Here is a 19,387-nt window from a genome sequence, read left to right on the forward strand (position 1 = left end):
TACGCGCCATGCCTGCCCAGTGCCCACGGGGCGGCTGAGTTGGTCGCGGCTACCAGGGATCGCGGACGTAGTTGATGTAGCCGACCGTGCTGCCGACCAGCATCATGGCGGCCAGGACGAGGATCAGGATGTCGCGGAAGCGCTCGACGCCGAGGGACGAGGTGTAGAACGAGTCCGGGTTGCGCTGGTCGTACACCACGTCGACCTTGTCGCCGATGTGCCGGGCGCGGCTCCACAGCTGGACCGTCTGGGTGGTGGTGTGGAAGCTGCCGTCCGCGGACCGGAAGCCGACCGTGACCTCGGTACCGCCGCCGGTGCCCTGGGGCTCGTGCGGGAGTTTGCGGGCGGCAACGATCTCGCCGCGGGCGCGGGCCTGGTGGTCGGCCAGGTCGCCGACGTCGCTGAGCCGGTGGATGCCCCAGAGCAGCGTCGCGACCCCGGCCGCGAACACGCCGACGGCCATCGCGGTGAACATGATCCAGGCAGCGACGACGCCGAGTCGCTTCCGGCGGGTCAGCCGCCGCGCCGAATGCTGGGTGCTCACATCTCTCAAGAGAACTCAGCGGCCGGAATCTGTCCAGTCGAACCGGCGCGCCGCGTCGCGGTGCAGACTGCCTGAAGATGCCTGTCTCCACCCCTTGACGAGCACTTCTGCGCAATGGCTAACTGTCGGCACCCGCCTGCCCGAGGAGACTCGATGCGCCTGCTCCGGTCTGCTGTCTGCGTGCTCGCCCTGGCCGCCCCGTTCGCGATCGCGCCACCCTCCGCCGGCGCCGCACCACCACCGGCGCCCGCCGACTCGCCGTCCGCCGACTCGCCGGTCGCCAGCTCGGCGGCCGGCGTTTCCCCCGCGCCGCAGCAGTTGGTGCAGCGGGCCGACGGCTTCCCGATCACCCCGGTGGTCGGTCTCGTCCGTACGGCGCGCACCGACGCCGACGCCGAGCGCGTCGTCCGGCAGGCCCTGGACCGCGCGGGCGTGAAGACGGTCCGGACGACGGACGGCACCGACCCCGGTACGCCGACCACGATCTGGCTCGGCCGCGCCGCGCCCGTGTTGGACTCGCTGCACGTCACCGACAGCACCGGCCTCCCCGCCGAAGGCTACGTACTCGCCGCCGGCCGCGACCGGAACGACCGCGCCCAAGTGGTCCTCGACGGCGTAGATGCCGACGGCACCTTCTACGCGGCCCAGTCCTTCGCCCAGCTGATCCAGAACCACGACGGCCGCGACTGGCTCCCTGGCGTCGCGATCCGGGACTGGCCGACGATGCGCTACCGCGGCGCGATCGAGGGCTTCTACGGTACGCCGTGGTCGCAGGCGGACCGCCTCGACGAGTTGAGCTACCTCGGCGAGCACCGGATGAACACCTACGAGTACGCCCCGAAGGACGACCCGTACCACCGCGAGCAGTGGCGCGACCCGTACCCGGCCGACAAGCTCGCCCAGCTGTCCGAGCTGGTCGCCCGCGCCCGGCAGAACAAGGTCGACTTCACGTTCGCGCTGTCGCCCGGCCTGTCGATCTGCTACACGTCCGAGGCCGACTTCCAGGCGCTGATCGCGAAGTTCCAGGCGCTGTACGACGTCGGCGCGCGGTCGTTCAACGTGCCGCTCGACGACATCGACTACAACACCTGGCACTGCGCCGCGGACAACGCGAAGTACGGCACGGGCGGTGGTGCCGCCGGGCGGGCGCAGAGCGACCTGCTGAACCGGGTGCAGCGCGAATGGGTGGCGTCCAAGCCGGACGTTGCCCCGCTGCAGATGGTGCCGACCGAGTACTACAACGTCAGCGAGACGCCGTACAAGAAGACCCTGCGGGAGCAGCTCGACAGTCACGTGGTCGTGCACTGGACCGGGATCGGGGTCGTGCCGCGCACGATCACCGCGGCGCAGGCCGCGCAGGCGAAGGCCGTGTTCGGCCACGACATCCTGATCTGGGACAACTACCCGGTCAACGACTATGCGGCGGGCCGCCTGCTGCTCGCGCCGTACACGGGCCGCGAGCCCGCCATCGCGGACAGCGTCGCCGGCGTCATCTCGAACCCGATGAACCAGCCAGCGGTCAGCAAGGTCGCCCTGTATTCGTTCGCCGAGCTCGGGTGGAATCCGGCGAAGTACGACCCGCAGGCGTCCTGGCACCGGGCTCTCGCCGAACGCGCGGGCGGTGACCCGGCCACGACCGCCGCGCTCGAGGTGTTCGCCGACCTCAACACGTACGACGGCACGCTGCACCCGGAGAGTGCGCCGGTGTTCGCCGCCGCGGTCGACCAGTTCTGGCAGCTGTGGCGGTCGGGCCGGCGGACCGACGCGATCGCCGTACTGCGGCCGAAGGTGACCGCGATCGCCGCCGCCCCGGCCACGATCCGCGCGAAGGTGGTCGACCCGGCGTTCGCCGACCAGGCGGAATCGTGGCTGAAGGCAACCGAGCTGTGGGGCCAGGCGATGAACCGCGCCCTCGACCTGCTCGCCGCCCTCGATGCCGGCGACGGAGCGGGCGCCTGGACCGCGCGACAGGCGATGAACGCGCTCGTGACCCAGGCGAAGGCGATCCGCGACAGCCGGCTCCCGCACAGCGGCACGTACCCGCGGATCGGGGAGGGCGTCGTCGACGCCCTGGTCGCCGAGGCCGCCCGCGTCCAGGACCGCTGGCTCGGTGTGCAGCCCGGACGTACGGCGACGACCAGCCTCGGCACGTACCAGGACAACGTGCCGGCGCGGATGATCGACGGCGACCCGAACACCTTCTACTGGAGCGACGGCGCGCCGAGCACCGGCTCCGAGGTGCGGGTCGACCTCGGTCAACTGTCGACAATCGGAGTGATCACCCTCCTGATGGGGAAGTCGTCCAGCCCGAACGACTACATCCACTCGGGTGTCCTGGAGTACTCGCCCGACGGCAGCCGCTGGACCGAACTCACCCGTGCGACCACGGCCGAGGTCCGCGCCACGGCTCCGGCGGGCACGACCGCGCGCTACGTCCGGTACCGCTCGCTGAGCGCGAGCGACTACTGGCTGGTCGTCCGTGAGTTCACGGTCGAGACGATCGGCGGGCGGACCACCACGCTGACCGCGAGCGGTACGCCGGCCCCGGCCGCGGGCTCCTCGTTCCGGCAGGCCGTGGACGGCGACCTCGACACCGCGTACGTCCCGGCGACCACACCCGCCGCCGGTGAATTGTTGACAATCGGATTGTCGGCACCGCGGGAGCTGGCCGGTCTCACGGTCCTTCAGCGGAGTGTCGGGTCGGCGGACGTCGAGGTCCAGGTCGGGGGAGTGTGGCAGCGCGTCGGCTCGGTGTCGTCGGCGTACACGGAGCTGCCGGTGGCCGACCTGAAGGCGGAAGCCGTACGCCTGGTCTGGACGGGCGGTACGCCGGCCGTCGCCGAGGTGGTGCCGCTGTGGTCGGACACGCCGCTGGCCGCGTTGCACGTCGACGAGAACCGCGCCGACGTGATCCGTGGCGAGACGTCGACCTTCACAGTCGACGTCGCGGCTGACCGCGGCACCGACGTCAACGGCACGTTCGCCGTCACCGCGCCCGCGGGCTGGACGGTCGACGCCGCGTCCGCCGTGACCGTCAAGCGCGGCTTCACCCAGTCCGTACCGATCAAGCTGACCCCGCCCGCCGACGCACCCCTGGCCGACGTGGACGTCCCGCTCAAGCTGACCGTCGGCCAGACCGCCTTCGACGCCGTCCTACGCGTAGCAGTTCGTCCGCGTACGGCGACGACGAACGTCGCCCTGCACCGCCCGGTCGTTGCGTCCAGCATCGAACCCGGTACGTCGTTCACCGCCGACCTGGCCGTCGACGGCAACACCGGCACCCGCTGGGCGTCCGGGTACGACGACGCCTCCTGGCTGCAGGTCGACCTCGGTACGCCGACCCGCCTCGGCAAGGTCGTGCTGCGCTGGGAGACGGCGTACGGCTCGGCGTACCGGATCCAGGTGTCGGACGACGGGACCACCTGGACGACGGCGACCGAGGTCACGAACGGCGACGGTGGTGCCGACACCCTCTGGCTCGACACCACCGCCCGCTACGTCCGCATGCAGGGCGTCCACCGCGCCACGCAGTACGGCTACTCGCTCTACGAACTGGAGGTCTACCCAGCTGTCTGACAGCTGAGGGCCGGCCGGCCACTCGACATGAGAGGACGCTGAGAGGGGCGTGTGTGCGGCGGCCCGGCGGCTTACGGTGGAACGGTGGGCACGGGGCAAGGGGTCCGTCAGCTGACGCGTTTTCTGGGCGTCAGCGCGCTGGCCGGTGCACTCGCGGCCGGCCTGGCGGTGCCGATCGCCGGATTCGCCGGGCTCGGCACCGAGGCGGTGATGGACTCGCTGGCCACCCTGCCGAAACCGCTGAACAGCCGGCCCGCCGACGTCGGGACGCGGATCCTGGCCGCGGACGGCAGCCTGATCGCGAACCTGTACGAGGAGAACCGGGTCCCGGTCGCGCTGGACAAGGTCGCGCCGGTGATGCGGCAGGCGATCGTCGCGACCGAGGACTCGCGGTTCTACCAGCACGGCGCGATCGACCTGCAGGGCACGCTGCGCGCACTGATCCGCAACCACGCCGAGGGTACCCAGGAGGGCGGTTCGAGCATCACCCAGCAGTACGTGAAGCTCACGCTGCTCGAGGACGCCCGGACGCCGGCGGAGCAGCGCGCCGCGACGGCCCCGACGTACGAGCGGAAACTGCTCGAGCTGCGGTATGCGATCGCGGTCGAGCAGCAGCAGTCGAAGGACCAGATCCTCGACGGCTACCTGAACCTCGCGAACTTCGGCGACGGCGCGTACGGCGTCCAGTCCGCCGCCCAGCACTACTTCGGGGTGAACGCCGCGGACCTCGACCTGGCGCAGGCCGCGGTGCTCGCCGGGCTGGTGAAGAACCCGAGCGGGTACGACCCGGTCACGCACCCGGCGGCGGCGACCGACCGGCGGGCGACCGTGATCCAGCGGATGCTTCAGCTCGGCACCGTCTCGGTCGCCGAGGCGAACAGCGCGCTCCGGTCGCCGGTGATCGACCTGTCCCAGATGCACCTGGTGCCGAACGGCTGCGGCAACTCGGCGTACCCGTTCTACTGCGAGTATGTCGTCTCGAAGCTGCTCGACAACCCGGCGCTCGGCCCCACCGAGCAGGCCCGCGACCAGTACCTGAAGACCGGCGGGCTGACGATCCGGACCTCGCTCGACCCGCGGATCCAGGCGGCCGCGCAGAAGTCGATCGACGAGAACAGCAAGCCGACCGACAGCACGATCGCCGCGATCACCGTCGTGCAGCCGGGCACCGGGCTGGTCAAGGCGATGGTGCAGAGCAAGCCGTACGGCGAGGGCCGCGACGAGACGGCGTACAACTACAACGTCGAGAAGTCGTACGCGGGCGGGTACGGCGGGTTCCAGAACGGCTCGACGATGAAGGCGTTCACGATCGCGGCGGCGATCCAGCAGGGCATCCCGATCGACTACCAGATCGACTCACCGCAGCAGATCGACCTGAGCATGGTCCCGTACCGGACCTGCGACGGCTGGACGCGGGACCAGAACTACCAGCCGGTGAACTCGACCAAGAGCGGGACGTTCACGATGGTCGACGCCGCCCGGTTCTCGGTGAACACGTACTTACTGCAGCTGTCCCGCAAGACCGGGCTGTGCCCGATCGCGACGATCGCGGGCAAGCTCGGCATGTACAACGCGCAGACACTGCACCCGCTCGAACAGGTCGTCTCGATGACGCTCGGCGTCGGGTACGTGACCCCGCTGATGCTCTCGAACGCGTACGCGACGTTCGCCGACCGGGGCGTGTACTGCGAGCCGCTGCTGATCACGTCGATCAAGGACCAGAACGGCAAGTACCTGTCGACACCGAGCGAGTCCTGCAAGCAGGTCCTCGAACCGTGGGTCGCCGACGGCGTGAACCGCGTGCTGAGCGCGGTCATGCAGCCCGGCGGCACCGGCGGCAACCTGAAGTTCGGCAGCTGGGACCTGGCCGGAAAGACCGGCACCATCAACCAGAACCTCGCCGTCTGGTTCTCCGGGTACACGCCGAACCTCGCCGCCGCCGCGGTCGTCGCCGACGCGACCCCGCCGTACCAGAACCTGATGGGCCAGACCCTCGACAACCAGACCATCTCCGACCCGACCGGCTCGGGCACCGCCGGCCCCCTCTGGGAGGCGGCCATGCAGGGCGCCCTCGAAGGCCTGCCCCACGACCACTTCACCGCGCCACCTTCCCGCGTCCTCGGCAGCCTCGGGCCCTAGCTACGCGGTCGGATCTGGGCCGAGGGCGACGTCCAGTAGCCCGCCCAACTGATCGAGCTGGGCGGGAGTGAGCGTGTCGAAGGACGTCTCGAAGACGGCGTTGACCGCTTCCTGACCCTCGGCGCGGAGCTCTTCGCCTTTCGCCGTCAGGCGGTGTTTGACGGCGCGGCCGGGGCCGGGGACGCGTTCGATCAGGTCGCGGTCGGCCATCCGGGTCGCCAGGGAGCCGAACGACTGGTCGGTCTGGAAGGTGAGGACGGCCAGGTCGTGCAGGGAGGCGTCCGGGGTGCGGTGCAGGTGGCGGAGGGTGTCCCACTGCACAAGCGAGAGGCCGAGTGGGGCGAGCGCGCGGCTGAGGGCGCGGTGGTGACGGTACTGCAGGCGTTTGACGGCCAGGGCGACGTCCGCGGGCTGGTGTTTCATGCCGCTCACTGTATCAGGTTGCTTATATCAGGATACTGATCTAAGGTTCCTGATATAAGCAACCTTGTGAGGGAGTCACGATGAGCGCACCGATCCCGGCCGGCAGCCTCCGGCCCGTCCGTACTCTGACCACCGCCGCCGGCATCACCGTCCAGGACCGCGACCGCACCCGGCCGTTCCTGTTGCTGCACGGTGGCGGCGGCGCCCTGACGATGGCCGGCTTCGCCGACCTGCTCGCCGAGCGCACGCATTCCCAGGTGCTGCTGCCGACACATCCCGGCTTCGGCGGTACGCCGCGGAACGCGGAGCTGACCACCGTGCGGGACCTGGCTACGGCGTACGTCGCGATGCTCGAGGAGCTCGACCTCGCCGACGTGACGGTGATCGGGAACTCGTTCGGCGGCTGGCTCGCGGCGGAGATCGCGCTGCGGCACAGCCCGCGGGTGAGCGGCGTGGTGATCGTGGACGGGATCGGCATCGAGGTCGAGGGGCAGCCGCTCACCGACGTCAGCGGGTTCTCCGCGACCGAGATCCAGAAGTTCTCCTGGCACGACCCGAGCAAGGCGCCGGTGCCGGCGAGCGCGGGCGGGACCGGGCCGAGCCCGGACATCCAGGCGCTGATCGGGTACACCGGGCCGGCGATGTCCGACCCGACGCTGGCCGGCCGGCTCGCCGGCATCGACATCCCGGTGCACGTGGTCTGGGGTGCGAGCGACCGGATCGCGGGGCCGGAGTACGGCAAGGCGTTCGCCGGCGCGATCCCGCTGGCGACGTACACGCTGCTGCCGCGGACCGGTCACCTGCCGCAGCTGGAGACGCCCGAGGAACTGCTCGGCGCGCTGCTCGGACTGGGGGCGTGATGACGACGGTGACGGTGACCCGGATCGGGCACGCCTGCCAGCTGATCGAGATCGGTGACCGCCGGATCCTCACCGATCCGTGGTTCACCCAGACCTCCACCTACTACCAGGGGGAGCCGGTCGCCGCCACGGTCGCGGAGCTCGGCCGGATCGACGCGGTCGTGGTCAGCCACGAGCACTACGACCACTGCGACCTCGACGCGCTCGTCGCCGGCGGCTTCGACCTCGGCGTACCGCTGGTCGGACCGGGGACGGTCGCGGCGATCGCGCGGGGCAAGGGGTTCCGGGACGTACGCGCGATCGAGGCGTGGGAGGCGACCGAGGTCGGCGATGTGCGGGTGACCGCGGCGCCGGGGAAGCACGGCGTGCACGAGATCACGTTCGTGATCCAGGGCGGCGGGCGGACCGTGTACTTCGGGGGTGACTCGCTGCGGGTGCCCGAGCTGGACACGATCCCCGAGCGGTTCGGCCCGATCGACCTCGCGATCCTGCCGACGAACGGGTTGTGCATCCGGCCGATGAACCTCGAGCAGGTCGTGATGGATGCCGAAGAGGCGGCGGAGCTCACGGCGGTGCTCGAACCAACGGTCGCGGTCGCGCAGCACTACGCGTTCCACAGCGGCCGCCTCGGCGACCAGATGATCACCAAGGGGGACCAGGACCCGCGGCACTACGCCGACGCGGTCGCACGGCTCGCGCCGCACGTCGACGTACGACTGGTGCTGCCAGGCGTCCCGGTGACGGTCCGATGAGGCGCCGGCCTTGGATGGCTGCACCCCATCTGGGGTCGGGCGACAAGCAATAGCTTGTTCCGCGACCCCTTGGCGTGTTCAGGGGCCTGGCAGCCGGTGGTGCCGCTACCTGCTGCTCTCCAGTAGGGACAGGGAGGCGGCGGCGGCGCTGGTGCTGTCGCCGGCTTCGATCGCGGCGGCCAGTGCTTCGTGCCAGGTGTCGCCGCCGGACGAGAAGACCTGCAGGCACTGGTCGTCGCGGACGCTCTCGGTGAGGGCCCGCGCGAAGCTCGTGTAGAGCTCGATGAGGACAGGGTTGTGTGAGGCGCGCGCCACGCACAGGTGGAACTCGACGTCGTTGGTGACGAACGCGGCCTCGTCACCCGCCTCGCCCGCGGTGGCCCGGGCGGCGAGCGCCTTGTTCAGCGCGTTGACGTCGGTCTTGGTACGACGGGACGCGGCCAGCCCGGCGGCCACGATGTCGAGGCCGCGGCGGACCTCGACCACGTCGCCGTGTTCAGCCGCGCCGAGCCGGCGCCGGATCGCGACGTCGGTGGCGTCCTGTGCGGTGACGTAGGTGCCGTCGCCCTGCCGGGTGGCGAGCAGACCGGCGTGCACCAGCCCGCGCACGGCCTCGCGGACCGACGCCCTGCTCACGCCGAGTTGACCGACCAGCTCGGTCTCCGACGGGATGCGTGCGCCGACCGCCCAGCGACCCGCGGTGATCTCCTCGCGGAGCTGGGTTCCGACGGACTCGACCAGAGAGACCCGCTCGACCTTTTTCATCGCAGCCTCTTCCTCAAACATCAGATGACTGGTAATCCTATCACCAAGCAACTCCGAGATCCCGGCTCGGTTCCGACGAACATCCTCCAGAGGAGGTCGGTCCGATGCACTCGACTGAATCACCGAACCAGCTCACCTCCGCGCAGGCCGCTCCGGCCGCGGACGCCGTGTCCGTCGTAGGTCGCGTCCTGGACGCGATTCCGTTCAACCGTGCGCACCGGTTGATCCTGCTGATGGTCCTGCTGGGCGCGTTCTTCGACGTGATGGAGGAGAACTCGCTCGGCGCCGTCGGCCCGGCGCTGAAGTCGGTGTGGAACATCTCCACGCCGGAGCTCGCCTTCCTGCAGACCGTGACGATCGGCGCGATGATCATCGGCAAGGTCGTCACCGGCGCGCTCGGCGACCACAAGGGCCGCCGGTTCGCGCTCGCGTTCAACCTTGCGATCTACTGCCTCGGCGCGCTGGTCTGCGCGCTCGCCCCGGGGTACGCCGTCCTCGCGATCGGCCGGTTCATCGTCGGCGTCGGCCTCGGCGGCGAGATCGCGGCCGGTATGACGATGCTCAGCGAGCTGGTGTCGACGAAGTACCGCGGCGCGGTGGTCGCCTCGCTGAACGTCGGCGCCGGCGGCTTCGGCAACGTGGTGTCGTTCGGCTTCGCGGCCGTCGTACTCGGTCCGCTCGGCAACTTCTTCGGCGGCCCGGGCAACAGCTGGCGCTGGATGTTCGGCCTGCTGGTGCTGCCCGCGCTGCTGGTGCTCGTGTACCGGCGGTTCCTCCCGGAGACGCCGCGGTACCTGGCGTCCCGCGGCCGGATCGACGAGGCGAACGGCGTACTGACCCGGCTGGCCAACGGCCGCTTGAAGGACCGGGGCGGACCGGTCACGCCGTACATCCAGCACACCGGAACGGCGCCGGCGGTCGAGAAGGTGCGGTTGTCCGAGGTGTTCCGCGGCGTGCTGCTGCGGCGTACGGCGGCACTCGCGGTGATCTCCTGGATGACCTTCGGCGCGCAGGTGACCGTACTGGTGCTGATGCCGACGATCCTGGTCGAGCAGGGCTACACGATCACCAAGAGCCTCGCGTTCACGATGGTGATGAACCTGGGCAGCCTGTTCGGTGCCGCCGCGGCGACCTGGGCGGCGTTGCGGCTGCCGCGCCGCGCGGTGATCACCGGCGGTGCCGTCGCGGCGTGCGCGGCCGCGCTCGCCTTCGGGTTCCTGGCCACGTCGCCGGCGCTGGTACTGATCCTCGGCGCACTCTTCCAGTTCTTCGTGCTGCTGCTGAACAGCACGATCTTCGCGTGGGCACCGGAGCTGTATCCGACCCGGGTCCGCGCGTTCGGCACCGCGATGGTGGCGGTCCAGGGCAATGTCGCCGGGGCGTTCGTCCCGATCGGCGCCGGGCTGCTGCTCGACCGCGCGGGCGTGGTCGCGGTGTTCGTCCTGATCGCCGCCATGTACTGCGTCATGGCGATCACGAGTCGGTTCGCGCCCGAAACCCACGGCCGCTCGCTCGAGGACATCAACTCCGACACGACTCAAGGAGTCTCATAATGGATCGCTTGCACGTCACCGCCACCTCGCACTGGCCGAACTACCTGCCGGAGTACGTCGCCCGCGAGCTGGGGTACTACGAGGCCGAGGGCCTCGAGTTCTCCCGGTCCGCGCCGGACGACTGGACGCAGGTACTGCGGGACCTCGAAGGCGGCACCGCGGACGTCGTACTCGGCGGCCTGTGGGTGCCCGCGATGTACCACGGCCGGGGCCGCGAGTACCGCGCGTTCGCGCAGCTGAACGCGCGCAACCCGAAGGCGCTGGTGACCCGCGAGCCGGTCGCGGACTTCAGCTGGAAGGACCTCGAGGGCAAGGTCGTGCTCGCGCCGGGCGCCGGCGGCACCGCGCCGTTCGTGCACACCGCCGGGCTGATGCGCGCGGCCGGTGTCGACATGTCGAAGGTGCGCTGGGTCCGCGACCTGTCCGGGTCGATGCTCACCGAGCTGTTCCTCGGCGGGATGGGGGACGCGTTGGTCACGGACCTGGTGAACGCGTCGTTCATGGAGCACCGCAAGGAGGCGTTCGTTGCCGTGCGCCACGATCGGGCCGGCGGCCTGATGCCGAACAGCGTGTACTACACGACCGACGACGTACTCGCCCGCGACGACCAGCTCGTGCCTCGGTTCTACCGCGCGCTGCAGAACGCGTACGACTGGCTGAAGGCGCACGAGGCGGCCGAGCTGACCGATCTGCTGGCGCGGGAGTGGCCGTCGCTGGACACCGGCGTACTGGTGTCGATTGTCGACGATCTGCGGGCGAGCGGGATCTGGGACGACCTGCGGATCAGCGAGGAGGGATACGACGAGTGGATGCGGATCCTCGCCGAGGACGGCCTGCTCGACGAAGCTCCGGCGTACGGCGACCTGGTCCGAGGAGTGTCATGAGTGCGCGGCCGATCCTGGCGCTCAGCCGGGAGGAGATCGCGAAGACCCTCGAGATGCCGGCCGTCATCGAGGCGGTCGAGAACGCGCACGCCGCCCTGTCCACCGGCGGTGCGGTCCAGGCCGAGCGGTCCACCGTCGAGGTTCCCGGCTGTACGACGTTGCTCGTGCCGATGACGGCGGCGATCGGGTCGCGCGCGGCGGGCATCAAGCTGCTCACCGACACCCCGGCCAACCTGGCGCGGGACCTGCCGGTGCAGCAGTCGACGATCCTGCTGGTGGATCCGGAGACGGGTACTTGTGAGGCGATCCTGGACGGGCCTGCTCTCACCTTGTTCCGTACTGCGGCCGCTTCCGCGGTTGCTACCAAGTACCTGGCGCGAGGTGGGGCGCGGACGGTCGGGTTCGTCGGGGCGGGGGCGCAGGCGCGGGCTCATCTGGACGCGCTGGCGTGTGTTCTCGACATCCAACGGGTTGTGGTGTGGAGCAGGACGAAGGCGCGGGTCGAGGGATTCGCCGCGTACGCCCAGGACCGTGGGTATGACGTGGTTGTTGCCGAGGGCCCCGAAGAGGTCGTGCGGGCGGTGGACGTGGTGTGTACGTTGACGCCTTCGCGGGAGCCGATCGTACGGGGCGAGTGGTTCGCGCCGGGATTGCATGTGAACGCGGTCGGGGCGCCGCCGCGGCCGGATCACCGGGAGATCGACAGCGACGGCATCGCCCGGAGCAGGGTCGTCGTCGACAGCTATGACGTCGTACGCCGGGAGTCCGGCGACGTCCTGGTACCGCTGGCCGAGGGCCGGATCAGCGCGGAGCACTTCGCGACCGAACTCGGTGACGTGGTCGCCGGCGTCCGGCCGGGGCGCCGTACCGACGACGAGATCACGCTGTTCGACTCGGTCGGCCTCGGGCTGCAGGACATGGCGGCCGCCCGGCTCGCCGTGGACGCGGCCCGCCGTACCGGGCTCGGCGTCGAGCTGCGACTCAACTAGACGTGTGGCCCGCCGCTCGCCGGGATCGAGACGGCGGGCCACACCCCAAAACTGCGACAAGGAGCGACATGCCCACACCGAGCCCCGGATACTCGATCACCGCACGGGTCGAGGCGCCGGCCGCACCGCACCTCACCACCGCCCTGACCACCGCGATCGGCGCGGCCGGCGGCGCGCTGACCGCGCTCGACGTGGTCGAGTCCCGCGCGGACCGGATCGTCGTCGACGTGACCTGCGACGCGGTCGACGTGAACCACGCGGCCGCCCTCGAGAAGGCGCTCGGCGCGGTCGAGGGCGTCGTCGTCCGGAAGGTCAGCGACCGGACGTTCCTGCTGCATCTCGGCGGCAAGCTGACCGTGGTGCCGAAGGTGCCGCTCAAGCACCGCGACGACCTGTCCCGCGCGTACACCCCAGGTGTCGCCCGGGTCTGTCGGGCGATCGCGGAGAACCCCGCCGACGCGCGCCGGCTGACGATCAAGCGGAACACGGTCGCGGTCGTCACCGACGGCTCGGCCGTCCTCGGGCTCGGCAACATCGGCCCGGCGGCGGCGCTGCCGGTGATGGAGGGCAAGGCCGCGCTGTTCCAGCAGTTCGCCGGCGTCGACGCCTGGCCGGTCTGCCTGGACACCCAGGACACGGACGCGATCGTGGAGATCGTCCGCGCGATCGCGCCCGTGTACGGCGGCGTGAACCTGGAGGACATCGCGGCACCGCGGTGTTTCGAGATCGAGAAGCGGCTGCGGGAGCTGCTCGACATCCCGGTGTTCCACGACGACCAGCACGGTACGGCGATCGTCGTACTGGCGGCGCTGACGAACGCGCTGCGGGTGGTCGGCAAGCCGATCGAGGACGTCCGGATCGTGGTGTCCGGGGTCGGCGCGGCCGGGCACGCGATCATCCGGCTGCTGGCCGCGCAGGGCGCGGGCGAGATCGTCGCCTGCGGGCGGACCGGTGCGGTGCACTCGGGGCAGACGGGGCTGGACGAGTACCGCGGCTGGATCGCGGCGAACACCAACCCGCGCGGCGAGACCGGCACGCTGACCGAGGTACTGCCCGGGGCGGACATCTTCATCGGGGTCTCCGGTCCGGGCCTGCTGACCGGCGACGACGTCGCCACGATGGCTGGTGACGCGATCGTGTTCGCGCTCGCGAACCCGGACCCGGAGGTGGACCCGGCCGCGGCCGGCGAGCACGCCGCGGTGGTCGCGACCGGACGGTCCGACTACCCGAACCAGATCAACAACGTGCTCGCGTTCCCCGGCTTCTTCCGCGGCATGCTCGACGCCGGCGCGCACGAGATCACCGACGCCGTGATGCTGGCGGCCGCGGACGCGATCGCGAACTCGGTCGCGGCCGACGAGCTGAACGCGGCGTACATCGTCCCGAGTGTGTTCGACCCCGCCGTCGCACCTGCGGTCGCTGCGGCAGTGCGGAAGGTGGCCGAATGCGCATCCTGATCGCGAACGTGAACACCACCCGGGCGATGACCGAGACGATCCGCGCGTCGGCCGCGGCGTCCGCGTCCGAGGGGACCGAGATCGTCGGCCTCACCCCGGACGTCGGGCCCGAGTCCGTCGAGGGGAACTTCGAGAGCTACCTGGCCGCGGTCGCGGTGATGGACGCGGTCGTGCGGTACGACGCCAAGTACGACGCCGTGATCCAGGCCGGGTACGGCGAGCACGGGCGGGAGGGGCTGCAGGAGCTCCTCGACGTACCGGTCGTCGACATCACCGAGGCGGCTGCCCAGGTCGCGATGCTGGTCGGGCGGAGCTACTCGGTGGTGACGACGCTGGACCGCGCCGTACCGCAGATCGAAGACCGGCTGATGCTGGCGGGGTTGTCGGCGCGGTGTGCGTCGGTGCGGGCCAGCGGGCTCGCCGTACTGGAGCTCGAAGCCGATCCGGAGCGCGCGGTCGAGGCGATCGTCGAGCAGTCGGTCAAGGCGGTGACGGAGGACCGGGCGGAGGTGATCTGCCTGGGCTGCGGGGGAATGGCCGGTCTGGACCGCAAGGTCGCCGCGGCCACCGGAGTGCCGGTGGTGGACGGGGTGGCGGCGGCGGTACAGCTGGCCGAGTCGCTGGTCCGGCTGGAGCTCACCACCAGCAAGGTTCGTACGTATGCCGCGCCGCGGCCCAAGGTCATCAGCGGATGGCCGTTGCATGTGTAGGTAACACCCTGAGATCCCGGCTCGATCGACAGCAGAATCCCTTGTCAGTAGGAGGTCGGCCATGAACCCCTCGGATCTACGAAGCACCGAAACACCGCAAGCCAACAGTCGCCTCTCGGAGGTGATGGACCGGATCGGCTGGACCCGCGCGCACTGGGTGGTGGCCGGCCTGGTCCTCGCCGGGATGTTCTTCGACGCGCTCGAACAGGACACCACCGGCGCCATCACCGAGGGCCTGAAGGCCTCCTTCGGGATGGGGACCACGGACCTCGCGTTCCTGAACACCGTGATGATCATCGGCGGACTGGTGGGCCGGCTCGGCACCGGCTACCTCGCGGACCGCAAGGGCCGCCGGTACGCGCTCTCGTTCAACCTGTTGCTGTACACGCTCGGCGGCATCCTGAGCGCGGTCGCGCCGAACCAGACGTTCCTCGAGGTGTCCCGGTTCATCGTCGGGATCGGCCTCGGCGGTGAGTTCACGGTCGGGCTCGCGCTGGTCACCGAGATGGTCGCGACCAAGTACCGCGGCACCGTCGCCGCCTCGCTGAACATCGGCTCCGGCGGCGTCGGGAACTTCGTTGCCTTCGGCCTCTTCCTGATCGTGCTCGGCCCGCTGAACGACTCGCTCGGCGGGACCTCGGCGAGCTGGCGGTGGCTGTACGTGCTGCTCGCCGTACCCGCCCTGCTGATCGTCTTCATCCGCCGGTACATGCCGGAGTCGCCGCGGTTCCTGCTCTCCAAGGGCCGGTTGCACGAGGCAAACGAGGCGCTCACCACGCTCGCGTCCGGCCGGCTCGGCCGCAAGGGCAGCGCTCCGGTCACGCAGTACCTGACCGAGCAGGACATCCCGGATGTCGTCGGCCAGACGGTGCCGTTGCGGACACTCGTATCGGTGGGCTCGCTGCGACGTACGGCGGCCATCGGGGTCGCGTCGTGGATGTCGTTCGGTGCGCAGATCACACTGCTGGTGCTGATGCCGACGATCCTCGTTGCCCAGGGCTACAGCATCAGCTCCAGCCTGGCGTTCACGATGGTGATGAACCTCGGCAGCCTGCTCGGGGCCTGCGCCGCGGCCCTGGTCGCGCGGAACGTCGGCCGCCGGACGACGGTCGTCAGCGCGGCGGTCCTCGGCTGCGGGGCGGCGGTCGCGTTCGCCACCTTCGCGCACGGTACGACGCTGATCCTGCTGCTCGGCGGCACGTTCCAGTTCTTCGCGCTGCTGCTCAACACCACGCTCGCCGCCTGGTCGCCGGAGGTCTACCCGACCGAGGTACGCGCGCTCGGCTGCTCGATCGTCAACGGGATCGGCAACGTCTCCGGCGCCGTGATGCCGCTGATCGCGGTCCCGGTGTTCGCCGCCTGGGGGATGAGCGGCGTGTTCCTGATGCTCGCGCTGATGTACGTCGTGCTCGCGATCGCCGCCCGGTTCGCGCCGGAGACGTACCACCTGTCGCTCGAGCAGATCAACCAGAGCCAAATCTGAGAGAGGAAGCGTCCTGTGAGGGAATACAGCACCCCGGTCGACTACAAGCGGATGGAGTCGCTGCTGCGCGACTTCGAGCCGAGCTTCGACTTCGAGCCCGCCGCGCAGCTCGGGGAGGCGGAGTACGCCGACCGGATCGAGCGGCTCCGCCGGGAGGCGACGGTCGCCGGCCTCGACGCGCTGCTCGTGCACGCCAGCCTGGTCGGCTGGTACCACACGTCGAACCCGTTCCTGCGGTACCTGTGCGACTGGATGCGGGAAGGGGTGCTGATCCTTCCGACGGACGCGGATCTCGAACCCGAACTGCTGTCGTTCTGGACCGAGTCCGCGGTCGTGCCGCCGGGCGGTGAACCGGTGCTGGTCGGCGACATCTGGCAGATCTCGCCGTTCGGCCGGGAAAGCGTGAACCGCCCGGGATCTCCGCTGCGGAAGACGATCGACGGCTGCGTCGGCGTCCTGCGACGGCTCGGGCTCGCGGGTGGTTCGCTCGGGCTGATCGGCGACGACACCGCCGCGACGTTCTTCGCCGGGCTGCGCGAGGAGCTGCCGCGGACGGCGTTCACGAACGCGACGGACCTGATCCTGCGGATGCAGCGGGTCCGGTCGGCGGCCGAGATCGACATCATCCGGTCCGCGGGCGAGCTGATCGGGATCGGCTGGGAGGCGTTGTGCCACGTCGTACGGCCCGGCGTCACGGACTACGAGGCGTACGCGGCGTTCTCGTACGCGCAGATGGCGCGCGGCGGTGAGACCGGCGACGGCTACCAGATCGGTGCGAACCGGTACGGCACGCTCTGCGGGAAGCCGTACGGGCATGTCCTCACCGAGGGCGACCTGCTCAACCTGTACATCTCGAACGTCACCTACCTCGGGTACTGCGCGCAGGCCGCGCGGATGCTGGTGGTCGGTACGGCGACCCCGCAGCAGGACGAGGTCCTGGAGATGACGGTCGACGCCGTACGGCGGGCCGAGGCGCTGATCCGGCCGGGCGTGAAGTTCAGCGAACTGCACGACGCGGCGTTCGAGGCGTACGTCGAGCGCGGGTACCTGAAATCCAAGGAAACGCGGACGATGCCGTTCAACTGGGAGGCGATGCCGGACGGCTCACCGCGCCAGGTGAAACGCCAGCACGTCGAGGACGCCGACTGGGAGGCGCAGGGCCGGCGGCTGATGCACGTCTGGCCGGCGGCGCCCGGGCCGCACAACCCGAACCTCGGGCACGCGATCGGGATGCCGAAACTCCCGCAGTACAACGTCGCCTCGCACAACACCGACCGGATGGAGCCGGGGATGGTGTTCGTCCTGCACGCGCAGTGGGTCGACCCGCTGGTGGCCGGCTCGAACCTCGGCGACCTGTACGTCGTGACCGAGGACGGCTACGAGAACCTGACCTGCCGGACCTCGGTCGAGCCCTACCGAACGGAGACTTCCGTATGACCATGCTCAAGCTCAGCTCGATGGCGCACGGGCTCAACTACCTCCCGGAGTACGTTGCGCGCGGCAACGGAATCTTCACCGCGAACGGGATCTCGGTGCCGTACACCCTGCACGACCCGTGGGACGGCATCATGCACGCGCTCGCCGACGGCAGCGCCGACGTCGCCCTCGGCGGGGTCTGGGTACCGGCGATGTACTCGGGCCGCGGCAAGGACTTCGTGGCGATCGCGCAGCTCAACGACCGGTTCCCGATGTGCGTCGTGACCCGGGAGCGGGTCGACGGCTTCGAGCTGTCCTGGCTGCGCGACCGCACGATCCTGGTCCCCGGCCAGGGCGGCACGGCGCCGGCCGAGTTCACCCGCGGGCTGATGCGCGAGGCGGGTCTCGACCCGTGGCAGACCCGGTTCGCGCACGACCTGTCGATGCCGATGCTGTACGACCTGTTCGTCGGCGGCCTCGGCGACGCGTTCCTGACCGACCTCGTCACCGCACTGGAGTTGCAGCGCGCCGGCCTCGGCCACCTCGCGTACTTGCACGCCGAGCGCGGCGGCCGGATGCCGAACAGCGTGTACTACGTCCTCCGCGAACGCCTCGACGAGCTCACACCGGCGCTGATCCCGTTCGTGAAGTCGATCGACCAGGCCATGCAGCAACTCCGCGACGGAACGGTCGCCGACCTCACCGGCCTCTTCGCCGCGGAGTGGCCGGGCGCGGATCCGTCGACGCTGCTGGCCGCCACCGAACTGCTGATCAAACACGGCGTCTGGAACACCGCCCGGGTGGACCGCGACGCCCTCGAACGGTGGACCGGCATCCTGCACACCGCGGGTCTCACCGTCGACCATGTCAAGTACGACGACATCATCGCGACCGTGGACTGATTCTCAGTCGGGGACGAAGAAGTCCATGTCCTGCCAGAGGCTGTCGACGTGCGAGATCGCGGTGCGGCTGCGTTGCGGCTCGATCGCGATCAGCGCGGCGGCCAGCCCGTACGCGAGGCTGGTGGCGACCGTCATCGAGCGGAAGTTCGAGATGCCCTCGGCGGGGATGATCAGCACGTGGTCGGCGTGATCGGCGGCCGGGGAGTGCCGGGTGTCGGTGACCGCGCACGTGGTTGCGCCGACCTGCTGCGCGAACCGCAGCGCCGCGACGGTCTGCTTGTAGTGCTGCCAGAAGCTGAACGCGACCACGCAGTCGTCGCTGGTCAGCCGGGCGAGCGCGTTCGCCAGGTGCGCGCCGCCGCGGTCCTCCAGCGTGATGTCGTACCCGCGGCTGGCCGCCATCATCGCGAGCCCCTGCGCGGGCAGCGCGTGCGTCCCGGTCGCCACCACCAGCGTCCGGGGCGCGGCGTGGATCGCCTCCACCACGGCGGCCCCGGCCGTGAAGTCGAACGTGTGCAGGCAGGACTGCAGGTTCTCCGCGTCCCGCGCGAACGCGGTCGCCAGTACGCCGGCGTGCCCCGTCGTGGGCGCGCCGGCGTCGACGTCGTACCGGCGTACGACGTACACCGAACGGAACTCGGCCTGGAACTGCGGCCAGCCGGCGAACCCGAGCGACTGGGCGAACCGGACCACGGTCGCGCCGTTCACCTCCGCCCGCTCGGCGACCTCGGCGGCCGTCGCGTACGACGCGAAGCTCGGCTGGGTGGACACCACGTGCCGGACGCGCTCGGCCTTCGGCCCCAGCCGCGTACCGGGGGACCGGGCGTCCAGCCACTCGCCCACCGTATGGACCTGGTCAGTCATCACCCCATTGTGCCGGATGCACGAAATATTGCACCAGCTATTGCATGCATGAATTCATGCATCTACTGTC

16 protein-coding genes are annotated in these 19,387 nt (G+C 70.3%); 12 read left to right on the plus strand and 4 right to left on the minus strand.

Annotation, left to right across the window (positions count from 1 at the left end; translation table 11 throughout):
- Positions 1 to 49: 49 nt before the first annotated feature.
- Positions 50 to 544, minus strand: a complete 495-nt coding sequence (locus ACFV9C_RS39025; protein ID WP_380201993.1) for a DUF3592 domain-containing protein — start codon at positions 542 to 544, stop codon at positions 50 to 52.
- A 153-nt stretch (positions 545 to 697) separates the two neighbouring features.
- Between ACFV9C_RS39025 and ACFV9C_RS39030 the strand changes: the two genes are divergently transcribed.
- A complete protein-coding gene (locus ACFV9C_RS39030; protein WP_380201995.1) occupies positions 698 to 4,120 on the plus strand; it encodes a beta-N-acetylglucosaminidase domain-containing protein in 3,423 nt (1,140 codons plus the stop codon).
- A gap of 84 nt (positions 4,121 to 4,204) precedes the next feature.
- On the plus strand, positions 4,205 to 6,259 hold the full coding sequence (locus tag ACFV9C_RS39035) for a transglycosylase domain-containing protein (protein ID WP_380201997.1): 2,055 nt from the start codon (positions 4,205 to 4,207) through the stop codon (positions 6,257 to 6,259).
- On the opposite strand, the gene ACFV9C_RS39040 is transcribed toward ACFV9C_RS39035, so the two are convergent.
- Positions 6,260 to 6,682: a MarR family winged helix-turn-helix transcriptional regulator gene (locus tag ACFV9C_RS39040; RefSeq protein ID WP_380201999.1), complete on the minus strand. Its 423-nt coding sequence runs from the start codon at positions 6,680 to 6,682 to the stop codon at positions 6,260 to 6,262.
- Between the two features lie 80 nt (positions 6,683 to 6,762).
- On the opposite strand from ACFV9C_RS39040, the gene ACFV9C_RS39045 reads away from it, so the two are divergent.
- Positions 6,763 to 7,542, plus strand: coding sequence for an alpha/beta fold hydrolase (locus ACFV9C_RS39045; protein ID WP_380202001.1), 780 nt, complete (start codon positions 6,763 to 6,765; stop codon positions 7,540 to 7,542).
- Positions 7,542 to 8,294 carry an MBL fold metallo-hydrolase gene (locus tag ACFV9C_RS39050; protein ID WP_380202003.1) on the plus strand — a complete coding sequence of 251 codons (753 nt, stop codon included), beginning with the start codon at positions 7,542 to 7,544 and terminating at the stop codon, positions 8,292 to 8,294. Before ACFV9C_RS39045 ends, ACFV9C_RS39050 begins: the two co-directional genes overlap by 1 nt.
- Positions 8,295 to 8,399: 105 nt before the next feature.
- On the opposite strand, the gene ACFV9C_RS39055 is transcribed toward ACFV9C_RS39050, so the two are convergent.
- Entirely contained in the window at positions 8,400 to 9,059 is a 660-nt protein-coding gene (locus ACFV9C_RS39055; protein ID WP_380202005.1) for a FadR/GntR family transcriptional regulator, read from the minus strand.
- Positions 9,060 to 9,163: 104 nt separating this feature from the next.
- Here ACFV9C_RS39055 and ACFV9C_RS39060 point away from each other — a divergent pair, with 104 nt between their 5' ends.
- The 8 genes from ACFV9C_RS39060 to ACFV9C_RS39095 all read left to right on the plus strand — a co-directional run bounded on the left by ACFV9C_RS39060 (position 9,164) and on the right by ACFV9C_RS39095 (position 18,453).
- On the plus strand, positions 9,164 to 10,612 hold the full coding sequence (locus tag ACFV9C_RS39060) for an MFS transporter (protein ID WP_380202007.1): 1,449 nt from the start codon (positions 9,164 to 9,166) through the stop codon (positions 10,610 to 10,612).
- Positions 10,612 to 11,496: an ABC transporter substrate-binding protein gene (locus ACFV9C_RS39065; protein ID WP_380202009.1), complete on the plus strand. Its 885-nt coding sequence runs from the start codon at positions 10,612 to 10,614 to the stop codon at positions 11,494 to 11,496. Before ACFV9C_RS39060 ends, ACFV9C_RS39065 begins: the two co-directional genes overlap by 1 nt.
- The gene (locus ACFV9C_RS39070) at positions 11,493 to 12,485 is read left to right on the plus strand and encodes an ornithine cyclodeaminase family protein (RefSeq protein ID WP_380202011.1); all 993 of its coding nucleotides are present in this window, start codon (positions 11,493 to 11,495) and stop codon (positions 12,483 to 12,485) included. Before ACFV9C_RS39065 ends, ACFV9C_RS39070 begins: the two co-directional genes overlap by 4 nt.
- A gap of 68 nt (positions 12,486 to 12,553) precedes the next feature.
- A complete protein-coding gene (locus ACFV9C_RS39075) occupies positions 12,554 to 13,942 on the plus strand; it encodes an NAD-dependent malic enzyme (protein ID WP_380202013.1) in 1,389 nt (462 codons plus the stop codon).
- A complete protein-coding gene (locus tag ACFV9C_RS39080; RefSeq protein ID WP_380202014.1) occupies positions 13,930 to 14,652 on the plus strand; it encodes an aspartate/glutamate racemase family protein in 723 nt (240 codons plus the stop codon). The genes ACFV9C_RS39075 and ACFV9C_RS39080 overlap by 13 nt, the downstream gene beginning before the upstream one ends.
- 61 nt (positions 14,653 to 14,713) lie before the next feature.
- Entirely contained in the window at positions 14,714 to 16,135 is a 1,422-nt protein-coding gene (locus ACFV9C_RS39085; protein WP_380202016.1) for an MFS transporter, read from the plus strand.
- A 15-nt stretch (positions 16,136 to 16,150) separates the two neighbouring features.
- Positions 16,151 to 17,572, plus strand: coding sequence for a M24 family metallopeptidase (locus ACFV9C_RS39090; protein WP_380202018.1), 1,422 nt, complete (start codon positions 16,151 to 16,153; stop codon positions 17,570 to 17,572).
- Complete coding sequence (locus tag ACFV9C_RS39095; RefSeq protein ID WP_380202020.1) at positions 17,569 to 18,453, plus strand: ABC transporter substrate-binding protein; 885 nt, start codon at positions 17,569 to 17,571, stop codon at positions 18,451 to 18,453. The genes ACFV9C_RS39090 and ACFV9C_RS39095 overlap by 4 nt, the downstream gene beginning before the upstream one ends.
- A 3-nt stretch (positions 18,454 to 18,456) precedes the next feature.
- On the opposite strand, the gene ACFV9C_RS39100 is transcribed toward ACFV9C_RS39095, so the two are convergent.
- Entirely contained in the window at positions 18,457 to 19,317 is an 861-nt protein-coding gene (locus ACFV9C_RS39100; protein ID WP_380202022.1) for a MurR/RpiR family transcriptional regulator, read from the minus strand.
- Positions 19,318 to 19,387: the final 70 nt, after the last annotated feature.

The sequence above is a fragment of the Kribbella sp. NPDC059898 genome (assembly GCF_042730855.1).
Lineage (GTDB): Bacteria > Actinomycetota > Actinomycetes > Propionibacteriales > Kribbellaceae > Kribbella.

What these genes read in the sequence shown, in the direction of transcription:
- ACFV9C_RS39030 (WP_380201995.1), top strand. Translation starts at nt 698, where the DNA reads ATGCGCCTGCTCCGGTCTGCTGTCTGCGTGCTCGCCCTGGCCGCCCCG.
- ACFV9C_RS39040 (WP_380201999.1), bottom strand. Translation starts at nt 6,682, where the DNA reads ATGAAACACCAGCCCGCGGACGTCGCCCTGGCCGTCAAACGCCTGCAG.
- ACFV9C_RS39045 (WP_380202001.1), top strand. Translation starts at nt 6,763, where the DNA reads ATGAGCGCACCGATCCCGGCCGGCAGCCTCCGGCCCGTCCGTACTCTG.
- ACFV9C_RS39050 (WP_380202003.1), top strand. Translation starts at nt 7,542, where the DNA reads ATGACGACGGTGACGGTGACCCGGATCGGGCACGCCTGCCAGCTGATC.
- ACFV9C_RS39055 (WP_380202005.1), bottom strand. Translation starts at nt 9,059, where the DNA reads ATGAAAAAGGTCGAGCGGGTCTCTCTGGTCGAGTCCGTCGGAACCCAG.
- ACFV9C_RS39060 (WP_380202007.1), top strand. Translation starts at nt 9,164, where the DNA reads ATGCACTCGACTGAATCACCGAACCAGCTCACCTCCGCGCAGGCCGCT.
- ACFV9C_RS39065 (WP_380202009.1), top strand. Translation starts at nt 10,612, where the DNA reads ATGGATCGCTTGCACGTCACCGCCACCTCGCACTGGCCGAACTACCTG.
- ACFV9C_RS39070 (WP_380202011.1), top strand. Translation starts at nt 11,493, where the DNA reads ATGAGTGCGCGGCCGATCCTGGCGCTCAGCCGGGAGGAGATCGCGAAG.
- ACFV9C_RS39075 (WP_380202013.1), top strand. Translation starts at nt 12,554, where the DNA reads ATGCCCACACCGAGCCCCGGATACTCGATCACCGCACGGGTCGAGGCG.
- ACFV9C_RS39080 (WP_380202014.1), top strand. Translation starts at nt 13,930, where the DNA reads ATGCGCATCCTGATCGCGAACGTGAACACCACCCGGGCGATGACCGAG.
- ACFV9C_RS39085 (WP_380202016.1), top strand. Translation starts at nt 14,714, where the DNA reads ATGAACCCCTCGGATCTACGAAGCACCGAAACACCGCAAGCCAACAGT.
- ACFV9C_RS39095 (WP_380202020.1), top strand. Translation starts at nt 17,569, where the DNA reads ATGACCATGCTCAAGCTCAGCTCGATGGCGCACGGGCTCAACTACCTC.
- ACFV9C_RS39100 (WP_380202022.1), bottom strand. Translation starts at nt 19,317, where the DNA reads ATGACTGACCAGGTCCATACGGTGGGCGAGTGGCTGGACGCCCGGTCC.